Annotated in this window: 13 protein-coding genes; 2 read left to right on the top strand and 11 right to left on the bottom strand. The window is 32.4% G+C overall.

Translation table 11 applies throughout. From position 1 onward, the window contains the following. Nucleotides 1-20 precede the first annotated feature (20 nt). Together AABD74_RS00355 and AABD74_RS00350 are read left to right on the top strand one after the other, a co-directional pair. Nucleotides 21-683 (top strand): TetR family transcriptional regulator C-terminal domain-containing protein, encoded by a 663-nt coding sequence (locus AABD74_RS00355; protein WP_406844355.1) that lies wholly within the window; start codon nucleotides 21-23, stop codon nucleotides 681-683. Then, nucleotides 680-1,984, top strand: coding sequence for an ABC1 kinase family protein (locus AABD74_RS00350; RefSeq protein WP_406844354.1), 1,305 nt, complete (start codon nucleotides 680-682; stop codon nucleotides 1,982-1,984). Before AABD74_RS00355 ends, AABD74_RS00350 begins: the two co-directional genes overlap by 4 nt. 90 nt (nucleotides 1,985-2,074) lie before the next feature. Here AABD74_RS00350 and AABD74_RS00345 read toward each other — a convergent pair whose 3' ends face one another. The 11 genes from AABD74_RS00345 to AABD74_RS00295 all read right to left on the bottom strand — a co-directional run bounded on the left by AABD74_RS00345 (nucleotide 2,075) and on the right by AABD74_RS00295 (nucleotide 12,951). Continuing rightward, nucleotides 2,075-3,232: a hypothetical protein gene (locus tag AABD74_RS00345; protein ID WP_406844353.1), complete on the bottom strand. Its 1,158-nt coding sequence runs from the start codon at nucleotides 3,230-3,232 to the stop codon at nucleotides 2,075-2,077. A 630-nt stretch (nucleotides 3,233-3,862) separates the two neighbouring features. Further along, nucleotides 3,863-5,158: a cryptochrome/photolyase family protein gene (locus AABD74_RS00340; RefSeq protein ID WP_406844352.1), complete on the bottom strand. Its 1,296-nt coding sequence runs from the start codon at nucleotides 5,156-5,158 to the stop codon at nucleotides 3,863-3,865. 197 nt (nucleotides 5,159-5,355) lie between these two features. Then, nucleotides 5,356-5,865 carry an SRPBCC family protein gene (locus AABD74_RS00335; RefSeq protein ID WP_232683112.1) on the bottom strand — a complete coding sequence of 170 codons (510 nt, stop codon included), beginning with the start codon at nucleotides 5,863-5,865 and terminating at the stop codon, nucleotides 5,356-5,358. A 49-nt stretch (nucleotides 5,866-5,914) separates the two neighbouring features. Further along, nucleotides 5,915-6,355, bottom strand: coding sequence for a sterol desaturase family protein (locus AABD74_RS00330; protein ID WP_232683113.1), 441 nt, complete (start codon nucleotides 6,353-6,355; stop codon nucleotides 5,915-5,917). A 211-nt stretch (nucleotides 6,356-6,566) separates the two neighbouring features. Further along, nucleotides 6,567-7,406 (bottom strand): phytoene/squalene synthase family protein, encoded by an 840-nt coding sequence (locus AABD74_RS00325; RefSeq protein WP_406844351.1) that lies wholly within the window; start codon nucleotides 7,404-7,406, stop codon nucleotides 6,567-6,569. 3 nt (nucleotides 7,407-7,409) lie between these two features. Then, nucleotides 7,410-8,876, bottom strand: coding sequence for a phytoene desaturase family protein (locus AABD74_RS00320; protein ID WP_406844350.1), 1,467 nt, complete (start codon nucleotides 8,874-8,876; stop codon nucleotides 7,410-7,412). A gap of 39 nt (nucleotides 8,877-8,915) precedes the next feature. Beyond that, nucleotides 8,916-9,815 (bottom strand): MerR family transcriptional regulator, encoded by a 900-nt coding sequence (locus AABD74_RS00315; protein WP_232683116.1) that lies wholly within the window; start codon nucleotides 9,813-9,815, stop codon nucleotides 8,916-8,918. Between the two features lie 72 nt (nucleotides 9,816-9,887). Further along, nucleotides 9,888-10,847, bottom strand: coding sequence for an ion channel (locus tag AABD74_RS00310; protein ID WP_406844349.1), 960 nt, complete (start codon nucleotides 10,845-10,847; stop codon nucleotides 9,888-9,890). Between the two features lie 218 nt (nucleotides 10,848-11,065). Further along, entirely contained in the window at nucleotides 11,066-11,566 is a 501-nt protein-coding gene (locus AABD74_RS00305) for a tetratricopeptide repeat protein (protein ID WP_406844348.1), read from the bottom strand. A 247-nt stretch (nucleotides 11,567-11,813) separates the two neighbouring features. Beyond that, the gene (locus AABD74_RS00300) at nucleotides 11,814-12,038 is read right to left on the bottom strand and encodes a hypothetical protein (RefSeq protein ID WP_406844347.1); all 225 of its coding nucleotides are present in this window, start codon (nucleotides 12,036-12,038) and stop codon (nucleotides 11,814-11,816) included. 19 nt (nucleotides 12,039-12,057) lie between these two features. Continuing rightward, on the bottom strand, nucleotides 12,058-12,951 hold the full coding sequence (locus AABD74_RS00295; RefSeq protein ID WP_406844346.1) for a DUF6268 family outer membrane beta-barrel protein: 894 nt from the start codon (nucleotides 12,949-12,951) through the stop codon (nucleotides 12,058-12,060). Between the last annotated feature and the right edge of the window lie 95 nt (nucleotides 12,952-13,046).

Genomic DNA, 13,046 nt, shown 5'->3' with positions numbered 1-13,046 from the left:
AATTCTAAATTTTAAATAAAATGGCGACTAAAAAGAAGGTAATTACCAAAGATGATATCGTTTCAAAATATATGGATGAAGTTTTAGAAAAAGGCCAAAAACCAAAATCAGTTTATCATTTTGCCAAAGAAAATGATTTTACCGAAGCTGAGTTTTATTCCTTTTTTGGAACATTAGAAGGTTTAGAAAAAGAAATATTCCGACTGTTTTTTGAAAACACAGTTAACTTACTTCATAAAAATGAAGAATATCAGGAATATGACATGAAGAATAAAATGCTGAGTTTCTATTTTACTTTCTTCGAAATCCTAACTGCAAACAGAAGTTACGTTTTACAATCGCTTAAAATTGATAGAAATCCGCTTAAAAACCTGGTTCAGTTAACTACACTTAGAAATAGTTTTAAAGAATATGTTTCTGAAATCCTAACTGATGATTATAGATTAGAACAGGAAAAATTGCAGAAATTTCAGGAAAAAGCCATTCAGGAATCGGCATGGTTACAATTAATGCTGACCATTAAATTCTGGATGGAAGATGAATCTGCTGCTTTTGAAAAAACAGACATATTTATCGAAAAATCTGTTAATGCATCATTTGAATTAATGAATGCTGCGCCAATGAACCATTTGATAGATTTTGGAAAATTTCTATTCAAAGAAAAAATATACACCAAACAATGAAAACAATCGATTATATTCCAACTTCAAAAATAGAAAGAGCCGGAAAATTAGTTCAAACCGGCGCCAAAATTGGAGTAAATTATATAAAGCACTATGCTGAAAAAGTAGTAAACCCAGATTTAACCCGCGATAAACTTAACGAAAATAACGCCGAAGATATTTATGACGGACTTAAAAGCTTAAAAGGAAGCGCTTTGAAAGTAGCTCAAATGTTAAGCATGGACAAAAACTTTTTGCCTCAGGCTTATGTGGAGAAATTCTCTTTATCACAATTTTCAGTTCCGCCACTTTCTGCACCTTTGGTTTTAAAAACTTTCAAAACTAATTTTGGCAAAACACCATATGAAATTTTTGATGAGTTCAATGCAAATTCTGTAAATGCTGCAAGTATTGGTCAAGTTCATTTAGCAAAGAAAAACAATAAAAAACTGGCCGTTAAAATTCAATATCCGGGTGTTGCCAACAGTATTTCTTCTGACTTGGCTTTGGTAAAACCAATCGCAATTAGAATGTTTAATCTGCAGGGAAAAGATTCAGATAAATATTTCAAAGAAGTTGAAGATAAACTTATCGAAGAAACGAACTATTTGTTAGAATTAAAACAAAGTCAGGAAGTTGTAGAAGCCTGCAGTAAAATTGAAAATATTATTTTCCCGAATTACTATCCGGAATTTTCATCAGAGAAAATCATTACAATGGATTGGATGACGGGAATTCATCTTTCTGAATTTACAGCTAAAAATACAGATCAGGAAGCTGCAGATAAAATAGGGCAGGCGCTTTGGGATTTTTATATGTACCAAATTCATGTTTTGCGAAAAGTACATGCAGACCCGCATCCGGGAAATTTTTTAGTTAACGATCAAAATCAATTAATTGCCTTAGATTTTGGCTGTATGAAACAAATTCCTGAGGAGTTTTACATGCCGTATTTTGAGTTAATCAACAAAAATGTTATTACTGATGAAGCGTTGTTTAATAAAAAATTATTCGAATTAGAAATTCTCCGTCCTGACGATTCTCCGTCAGAAGTAGAATATTTCACCGAAATGTTTCATGATTTATTATCGCTTTTCACGAAGCCTTTTCAAAACGAAACTTTTGATTTTGCCGATGAAACTTTTTTTAATGCGATTGCAGAATTAGGAAAACGTTTTTCTGAAGATACGAATTTGAAAAAAATGAACGGAAATCGTGGTTCTAAGCACTTTATTTATATGAACCGTACTTTCTTCGGACTTTATAATTTAATGTTCGATTTGAAGGCGAAAATTGTGGTTGAGAATTATTTGAAGTATTAGGGTTTTTAACAAAAAAGAGGAAGCTGTAACTTCCTCTTTTAAGAAAACAATGTGCAAAAAGATAATCTACTTCCAGAAGTTTCTTTTTTATTATTCTGAAATAAAGTAACCTGAAAAATAGGTAACTGATGGATGCCCGCCATCTCCTGCAACATTAGTTCCAGCAGTGATACCAGATTGAGATGCAAAATTATTACTAAAGCTAACAGATATTTTATCACCTGCATTTAATTTTTCTATCGATGTTAATAAACCAGGTGTCCAATAATAAGGACTAACTGAAAGTGCATAAAGATCGACAGTTCCTATTTTTGTCCCAGTAGTTTCATTATTTATATAAACAGACCCTCTCATTGTTACAGGTGTAGAAATAGTCCCGGTACTGGCAAAAAACTGATAAACTGCTGCCGTAATGCTGTAAAAACCTGTCTTTGGGACAACAAATATTGAATAAGTTCCGCTATTATCAACGATACTAGCTTTTAAATTACTTTTATCAACGATTTTATTATCAAATTTCACTTTTCCATTATTACCTGCAAAACTTGCGTCACTTTGTAATGTATATTTAAAAAAGGCAGTTCCTACAGGAGTTACTTCAGATGGAGCCACCCATTTTACATTACCATTATTATCTGCAGAAGTAGCAATCGCACCAGCAACAGGGGCTATATTATCTGTTCCTTTTGTTATTCGAAGTGAGCTTACAGTATTTTTACCAGTTGCCTCATCAATTTCAAGGGGATTTCCTCCTTTATTTGAACTATAAATGCCAAATATTCCATTACTCTTATATAATGAAAAATAATTAGTATTTTCAGGGGTTCTATCTAGAATTTGGGCTTCATTTTTAATATAAGCATTGCTAATATTAGTAATGTTTTTATTGCTCATATTTAAATTTTGAGCAGCGGTATGATTACCTAAATTATCACCCAAAAAAGAGGATCTTGTTACCCATTTTAATACACCATTAGCATCTGCAACCAGTACATTATCTGTACCGGCACCGGTTTGCAGTCCTTGTATTGTTAATGTATTTGAGCTGGTTGTTACAATTTGTGTAGGTTTATTCAATGTTCCTCCTAATTGAACTTTTCCATTACTTGCAGATAAGCCATTGTCAGCAGTATTTAATGAGTTAGGATTTATTTCTACTTTTTTACCATTGGTGGTAATAAACGTTTCTGTCTGCGCCATCATAAATGAACTCTGAGCTAATAAAAGCATACATACAATTTTCTTCATATTCATTATTTTTAAAATTTAAAATTGATACCAATAAAAGGTTGCTAAGTTGTTTTATATATGTTTTTTACTTGTTTAATTGTTATAACAAAAATTATATTTTGTACTTAAAAAAAATGCAAAATATATAAAAAATTTTGTATTTAAAAACTTACAAACATAAATTAATGTATTTTTTTTCTTACAAATAAAATAAATACTTGATTGTTAATCAGTTGTGTGTTTTGAAAGAAAACGGCCTTATTGAAAAGAAAAGGATTTTGCCGAAGAAATAAGTATTAGAATAGCATTTATTAGAGAAAAATGCAAAAAAAGAGCGGATACAAATTTATTTACATGAACTGTTCTTTGGACTTTATAGTTTAATGTTCGATTTGAAAGCGAAAATTGCTGTGGAGAATTATTTGAAGTATTAAGAATTGTTTCTTTTGTTTCAGGTTTCAAGTTTCAGGTTACACAGCGTGAAACTTCAAACATTTGACAAAGATTTTTTTGTCTAGTTTGTCATCCTGAGGAACGAAGGATCACACTCGGAAATCGACAAAGATTGGCGATATTGTTTGCGGAGCTTCTAGTGTGATCCTTCGTTCCTCAGGATGACAAGATTAAGAACAATTTGGAATTGGAATTTTATTTAATGATTCCCGCTTTATAAGTTGCAATCGCGCGATCTCTCGCAAAGGTATGATCAATCATAGGTTCATTATAACCAAAATCAAACTCAGGAATCCATTTGCGGATATATTCGCCTTTTTCGTCAAACTTCTTTTGTTGTATTTCAGGATTAAAAACCCTGAAATACGGTGCTGCATCACAGCCTGTTCCTGCAGCCCATTGCCAGTTTCCAACGTTTGAAGCCAGTTCGAAATCCAGTAGTTTTTCGGCAAAATAAGCTTCGCCCCACTGCCAGTTAATCAATAAATGTTTGCATAAAAAACTAGCCGCAACCATACGAACACGATTGTGCATATAACCTGTTTCGTTTAGCTGGCGCATCCCGGCATCGACGATAGCGTATCCGGTTGTTCCAGAACACCAGCGTTTGAAATCCTCTTCATTATTTCGCCATTGAATTCCGTCGTATGCCGATTTAAAATTATGATTGACACAATTAGGAAAACTGAACAGAATCTGAATAAAGAATTCTCTCCAAATTAATTCGCTTAAAAAAGTCTGGTTTTTTCGATTTGCCCAGTTTACTAATTTTCGAATACTCACGGTTCCGAAACGTAAATGCGGCGAAAGATAAGAAGTACTGTCAAGAGCCGGAAAATCTCTTGTTTCTTTATAATTGGCAATTTGAGTTAAGTTGTGCGACTGCACTTTTATCGGGCTTTTTTCAAAACCAATTGCTGCTAATTCTGGAAATGGAAATTGATTTTTTGCAAAATTAGATTGAAATGGAGCAGAATCATATTCTGGAGCAGATCCTGCTAAATGATACTTTTCGAGCCATTTATTTTTATAAGGTGTATAAACCGTGTACGGAAGCCCGTCGGCTTTTGTGATTTCTTTTTCTTCAAAAATAACGTGGTCTTTAAAAGAAAAACATTCAATATTATTTTCCTTCAATAAAGAGCAAATTGCAGTATCGCGTTTAATAGTAAAAGGTTCATAATCTTTATTGAAGAATACGTTTTGAATATCGAATTCTTCCAGAAGTGATTTCCAAACATTTTTTGTTTTTCCTTTTTTGATTAAAATAGAAGATTCAAAAGTATTTAATTCGGTATTTATTTTTTGAAGTGAATTGTAAATGAAACTTACCCGTGCATCATTTTTTGGAAGATTGTCCAGAATATCATCATCAAAAATAAATAATGAAATTACAGGAAAATTGGCTTGTAAAGCGTGAAATAATCCGGTATTGTCTTCTAAACGTAAATCACGTCTGAACCAGAAAAAGGAAACTTTTTGTTTTGTCATTTTATAATTTTCGCTTGACGAATATTTTGTATTGTGTATGGTTTTTTAAACACATAGAAACATAGATTTTATTTTTATGTAAAAGAATATAAAAAGAAACAAGTTTCTAACACATAGTAATATCTATGTTTGTTTATGCAAGTGAAACGCCTTTTTAAAAGCTATGAATACTATGTCTCTATGTGTTTAAAAATAAATTATATGCTTTTTTGCTCTGCATTAATCTGTATAATCTTTGGCTGTGATTTTGAATTAAACAATTCCTCGATCTTATTATAACGGAAATCAAAAATGGTCTTTAGTTTGTTCTTCACCACTAATCTATTCATAATTCTTCCCAATATTCCGAGTGGGAGCGCATAATGAACGATGTCTGTCATTTTGGTTCCGCCATCGGCTGTTCGTTCAAAAAAGTGTTTATGATGCCATAATTTATAAGGGCCAAAACGCTGAACGTCGATAAAATAATGATTTTCTTTACAGGCTGTGATTTCTGTAACCCACGAAATTTTTATTCCTAAAAGCGGCCGTAAAGTATAGGTTATAATCTGCCCGTGGTACATTCGCTTTTCATCAAAATCTTTGATTTTAAAATTCATATTGTCGAGTGTAATAGTCTGCAGGTTTTTGGGACTGGAGAAAAAATCCCAGCAGTCTTCGACCTTGGCATTTACATATTGTACGGTTGCTATCTTGTATAATTTCATCTTCTAACTAAATCAATTGTTACAAATGTTTTTTGGAACGCCCAAATAATTACATTTTATAATATTTTAATGGTACAAACAACATTCCGAAACATTCTCCTTTTTCTTTATTTAGGTGTTTGTGGTGTATTTTATGCGCCTTTCTGAGTCCGACGAGGTATTTGTTTTTGGTGTTTTTGAACCATTTAAAACGCTGATGGATTAATACATCGTGAATTAAAAAATAACAAGCTCCGTAAAGCGTAATACCGCAGGCAATAAAAAACAAATAGTTGAACCCGCCCTCAACTCCAAAATAAAATAAAAGAATACTCGGCGTAGCAAAAATGACAAAGAAAATGTCGTTGCGCTCAAAAGTATGCTCGTATTTTGGCTGATGATGATCAGCATGAAAATACCACATAAAACCGTGCATTATATATTTGTGTGTAAGCCAGGTAACACATTCCATAAACAGAAAAACGCCTAAAAAGATTAAAAAAGAAATCATTTTATAAATGTTGTTATTAAAATTATGATTTAAAATCTGTAGAGTTTAGCTATAGTTTATTAAAGATTGACTCTAAAGATTATTTTTTTGTTTGTCATTTCGACCGAAGGGAGAAATCGCACACGGGATTCGACAAAGATTGGTTCTTCACATTGCGGAGTTTCGAGTGCGATTTCTCCCTTCGGTCGAAATGACAAACTGTTCGTTTAATCTAAACCAGCTTCAATTTATACGTCACAAACGACTGTGCTAAAAGCCCTGCTTTTGTATAATTTGAAACCCGGATTCTTGAATTTCCAATTTCATGAGAAGGTGTTTTTTTTAGTTTTTTAAGCAGTTTTCTGTAATAAACATATGCGGTATAAACGCCAAATTTGGCTTCGATTGGCAGTTTTACAATTCCCTGATATGCAATACGAAAATCTTCTTCGATTTCTTTGATGATCTGTGCTTTTGAATCTTCGTTGAAATTGTTGAGGTTAACGCCCGGAAAATAAGTTCGGTTCAAGATGGTATTGTCATCTTTTAAATCTCTCAAAAAATTCACTTTCTGAAAGGCCGATCCTAATCGCATGGCTTCGTTTTTTAACTGTTCGTATTTATGTTCTTTTCCCGATACAAAAACCTTTAAACACATTAAACCTACAACATCGGCAGAACCGTAAATGTAATCAGCATATTCGGCTTGTGTGTTGTAAGTTGATTTTATAAGGTCGAGTTTCATGCTTTTTAAAAAAGCCTGAACCAAATCGTCGGTAATATTATATTCTTTTACAGTATGCTGAAAAGAATTTAAAATAGGATTTAGGCTGATTCCTAACTCCATTGCTTTGTAATATTCTTTTTCGAAATCGTCAATCAGGGATTCTTTATCATAATCGTGAAAAGAATCCACAATTTCATCAGCAAAACGAACAAATCCGTAAATGCTGTAAATGGCATCGCGAATGCTTGGCGACAGCATTTTTACAGCAAGCGAAAAAGAGGAACTGTAGTTCTTGGTAATCAATTTGCTGCATTTAAAAGAAACGGCGTCGAATAATGTTTTCATTTTTTAAGACCTTAAAGATTTTTGAATTAATTCAGCAGCTAGTTTTCCTGAAATTAATGCAGGCGGAACACCTGGCCCGGGAACTGTCAATTGCCCTGTAAAATATAAGTTACGTACTTTTTTGCTTTTTAGTTTTGGACGCAAAAATGCGGTTTGTAATAATGTATTAGCCATTCCGTAAGCGTTTCCTTTATAGGCGTTATAATCTGCTTCAAAATCGTTTTTACAAAAGGACTCCTTAAATATAATATTATTTCTGATTTCCTGTTGTGTAAGCTGCTCAAAACGAGTAATTATCTTTTCGAAATATGCCTCTCTTAATGTTTCGTTATCTTCAATTCCGGGTGCCAGCGGAATTAAGAAGAACCCTGTTTCCATTCCGTCTGGTGCAGCAGTCTGATCTGTTTTAGACGGGAAATTGGCATAAAATAAAGGAGCTTCAGGCCATTTTGGATTGTCATAAATATCTGCCGCATGCTGATTAAAATCGACATCAAAAAATAAGGCATGATGCGAAATGTTCTCAATTTTCTTATTGAACCCTATAAAAAACAAGAGAGAAGATGGGGCAAAGATTCGACTCTCCCAATATTTTTGAGAATAAACCTGATGTTCTTTTTCCAGTAAAGTTTCAGTATGCTGATAATCTGCTCCGCTTAAAATGATGTCAGCTTTTATTGTTTTTCCATTTACAATAATTCCCGTGGCAGTTCTGTTTTCAACAATTATTTTCTCAATGGAAGAATTTGTTTTGATGGTAACGCCAAGTTCTAAAGCTAATTTTTCGATTCCTCGAATGACATCAAACATTCCGGTTTTTGGATGCCAGGTTCCGAGTCCGAAATCGGCATAATTCATAAAATTGTAAAATGATGGTGTTTTAGCTGGCTTCGCTCCGAGGAATAAAACGGGAAATTCGAGAATTTGAATCAGTCTTTCATTTTTAAATTTCTTGCGAATATCAGAGCTGACATTATTAAAAAATTGATTGAGTTTTAAAACCGTTTTTTTTGTGATTAATTCCAGAGGAGAAACTCCGGGACGATATATTAAATCTTTTATGGCAATACTATAATTGCTTTTGGCTTGATTGATAAATTTTTCGAGCTGCTTACTGCTTCCTTTTTCAATCTCTTCAAACACAGCTTTAATCTCTTCTAAATTGTCATAAATGCTAATGAAATCATTTATTCCAAAATAAACACGATAGGCAGGATTTAGTTTTATAAGCTCGTAATAATCCGAAGGCTTTTTATCGAAGTCCTGAAAAAAACGCTCAAAAACATCTGGCATCCAGTACCAGCTTGGTCCTATATCAAATGTAAAACCGTCTTTCTTGAATTGTCTTGCCCGACCGCCAATGGTTAGGTTTTTTTCATAAATAGTGACCTTGTTTCCTTGTTGTGCCAGGTAACAAGAAGCGGCTAGCGAAGAAAAGCCTGATCCTATTATTGCGATAGTTTTTGTCATTTTTGTTTAACAAATATACAAAAACTTTAAACAGAATATTTAAATTGTTTCTATTGTTTCTTCCATGGAATCAAAAATACGGATTCTTTCCGGCAGTACTTTTTGATCGATGTGTTCGACCATTTTACCCATAAGCCAGATTTCATTATTTTTTTGCAGCAGTTTTTGCCCCATTGATTTTACATATTGGTTAATAACGCTGCGATCTGGCTGGATAGTCATAAAGGATACAAAAGTGATGTTTTCAAAATGCTTGGTTAAATCCTGCAGATTTTCAATAGGCATACTTTCGCCTAAATAAATGGTTTTGTAGCCTTTAGATAAAATTTCATATTGAAGATAAAGCAGTCCAATTTGATGAATTTCATTTAACGGAAGTGAAAGAACAAAAATTCTGTCTGTTTTTGTTGGTTTTTGAATCTGAAGGCTTTCGGTATAAATTAAAATTTTCTGTTTGATCAAATGACTCATAAAGTGTTCATTTGCAGGTGTTATCGTTTCCGACTGCCACAATAATCCTAATTCTTTTAATAAGGGCAAAAAATGTTCTTTAAAAACTTCTTTGAACGTTTTTTCAGAAATAAGCCAGTCAAAAGTGTTGAAAAACAGTTCCTGATCAAAATTCATCATGGCCATTTTAAAAGATGTAATGGCATAATTTTGAGAGTTTTTCTTCGAAATAATTTCGCGTACCAACTGCGGGATTTTTTCTTCCGGGTAAGTTGCTATTTTAGAAATTTTATAACCGTATTCGTGTAATAAGGTAATGTTTAGAAGTTTCTGTAAATTTTGCAGATTATAAAGTCTGATATTGGTATCAGTGCGCATTGGCTCCAAAATGTTATATCTTTTTTCCCAAATACGAATCGTGTGTGCTTTTATTCCGGATAAATTCTCAAGATCTTTTATACTGAAAACAGTTTTTATGTTGTTTACCATTTTTATACGATTATGTAAACAAAAGTAAAATAAAATCTCAAAAAACCTTTAAAACTTGATAAAAATGATACCTTATGAGAAGGTTATAGTATCAAATTGATTTAATTTGTCTAAATGCAAAATCGTTTTAGTACCATCTTTACTTCGGTTGTACATAGTCCTGAATTTTGCGCCGTAAATTATTTCACTGAAGGTATATGAAGTTCTGGCTGCCACTGTATTACTAAACATGTCATCAAAAGTGGTAATAAAGACTAAAATCTCACCATGAGTTTTGTTAAAATCTTCTTCGGTATAATTGTACAGCGGACTGTTTTCATCAATTGGGTGAACTAATGTCCAGCTTAACGAAAGTGCATTTATACGATCTAATTCGAGGTTAAGATTATAAAATTTATTTACCCTCTGGCCGTTTTCTTCAATACTCATTCCTAAAGTAACTTTTGCTGCCGCATCTGTAAAATTGGTATTTTTAAAAGGAACAAGTCGAATCATTAAGGCTTTGCCTTCTGCATAAGGAGAGACTAAAGCATTGTGTGAAAATTTTAAAAAAGCTGTTGGTTTGCTGAATCTTCCAAAGAATAAACCTGTTGCGATTGCAAAACTGAGCAGACCAATCAGGGCTTCGGCCGCAGATAAAGCACTTGTAAGGAATCCGGTTGGACTTATATGTCCATAACCAACGGTTGTAAAAGTCTGTGCACTAAAAAAATAGGCCTGTCCAAACTGGGTTAAAATGCTTCCCGATTGGGCAATTCCGTCCAAATGTTCGATTCCAATGGCATAATAAATAACAGCAAAAATAAAATTGATTATAATATAGAAAGAAAATAAAATAAACATGAACTTCCAATTCGGCATATCAATCATGGTATGGTACCAGCTTGTTCGTCGAAGCAGGTGCATACCTCTTTTTTCTATATTTGGAGTTCCGTTTTTATTTACAAATCTTCCGCCGTAGCTTCCGGCATTAGTACCAAATCCTGAATTTTTATCTGTTTGAAGGTTATTTATTTTTCTTAAAAGTGACATGCAGTTTTTACTGTTATTGTTTGATTATTTTTTTGGTGCTGTGTCCATTTTTCATTTGAAATCGAAATATAATAAATTCCTTTTGGTTACAAGCTCCAATCTGTTTTTATTGTGTTAATACTTTCTTGGACAGATAAATTATTATAATAAAATACAAAAAGCAATCAGCAAAAGAATGTATTTGCAGATTGCTTTTTTATTAAGATAATTTCAAATTATTATTTACAAAAAGTTCTTTTGTTTTTTATAGCACTTTGGCTTCCTAATTCGATTGCTTTTAGGAAATCTTTGCAGGAATTGGCTTTATCTCCAATTTTATTGTAAGCTAAACCTCGTAAATTGTAGGCAACATAATCTCTTGGGTTTAAACCAAGTGAAGAAGTACAGTCTTGAATGGCTTCGTGGAATTTTGACAGTTTGAAATTAACATTTGCCCGGCCCGTAAAAGCATCGGCATTCATATCGTCAAGTTCAATTGTTTTGCTAAAGTCGGCCATTGCGCCTTGTAAGTCATTCAATTGGTATTTTGCAACGCCACGATTTTGATACGCTTCAACAAATTTAGAATTTTTGCGAATGGCTTTTGTGTAATCAGCAATTGCGCTTTTGTAATTTCCGGTTGCAGCTTTGTTAAAAGCTTTGTTAAAATAAATTTCTGCGGTTTGTGACCACGACGAAAAGCTTATCATAATAAATGATACAAGTAGTAGGTTTTTCATAAACTAATTTGGGATTAGTGGGTTAATTATTCTTCAAACGAATTTAGCAAAGTTTTGTTTTTGTGAAAGTATTCTTTTGTAAAATAACTATTATTTTTTTTGATTAAGAATTTGTTTTTAATTTGTTTTTCCTTTTTTAGCGGCTCTTGCTTCAAAAATCGAATCTTTTACTGGAAGATTTGAAGTTGTTAAGTGATTTATATTGAATAAATTACTGATTTTAAGATTTTCACGAAACTGACATCAATTATTCCAGCTCTTCACAATAATATCCTAATGCTTCTATCTTTTCTATTATTTCCTTAGCATTATAGTAATTACCCTCAGTGCGCATAATCTTATCGCAATCTTCAAGATCAAAACTTATTATCAAATCTTTAGCAGCTGCAAATGCTTTTTTGATTTTAATTATGTCCTTTTTATATCTTATAGATGTTTTAAAAACTAATACCATATCTCCTTGTAATTTCACAGTTTTACATTTATAAATTTTACTTTTTGTTTTCGTTTAACCTCATACTTAAACCAATACTGAAATAAGGAGATGGATTTAAACTAGTATTTTGATTCTCTATCAAATCGAAATGAGTATCCAATGCTCCATAATTTTTTATTAGACTGACTCCTGCTTTGGCATTTATCCAAAGTATTCCATCTATTCTTCTTGAAACATTTAATAATAATGGGATATTTAACGTTCTTAAATATTCTGTCTCAGGATTTGTACTTGAATCGGACTTATAAACTGCTGTATCAAGATTAATAACTACACCATATTCCCAAGCTGGGTTGGGTAAAAATGTTAATTGGGCATTTCCGGGAAGGATCGCTTCAAAATAAAGTCTTTCGGATTCATAAGAAAAAGCAAGTAAAGGAGTTAAGTTGTTTTTAAAATAATCTCTGCTGTAGGCTAAACCATATCCAATTTTTAGTCTGCTGTTCTTTTTCGATGTGTGATAGAAAATAGCATAAATGGCTGGGAAAAAATCTTTTGAACTAAACTTATTTTGAAGATCTGAGCGAAAAATAATCTGAGGCAGTACAAACAGATATTGTCTTTCATTGAAATTATATCGAAACAGCACAGACCATTTAGCATCAGTAAGCTGTTGTTTTAATTCATCTGAAGTATTCTTTTCCTTAGAAAAATCATATTCTGTAAATCTATAGGAAAATATGTTGTTGATTTTTATTTTAATTCCAGCATTAATTGTTGGAGTAATTAAATAGGTATCTAACGAACTAAATCTCATTTCTGAATTACTTTTTTTAAATTCTGCCGGGGCTGCAAGAGAGTAATTTAAGGAGAAAAATTCATTTTTTTCCTGTGCTTTGATTGAACGTGAAAACAGGAATACCAGAATAACGAGGTTTATCTTTTCCAAAATATAAAATGTTGATTTAAGTTTGTAATTAATTGTTTTTTTGTTTGTTATTTGTGCTGGCAAATATGAACAATCAGGAATCTTTAAAATGTTGA

This window comes from Flavobacterium soyae (genome assembly GCF_045348165.1).
Lineage (GTDB): Bacteria > Bacteroidota > Bacteroidia > Flavobacteriales > Flavobacteriaceae > Flavobacterium > Flavobacterium soyae.
This window is presented reverse-complemented; position numbering and strand designations above follow the sequence as displayed.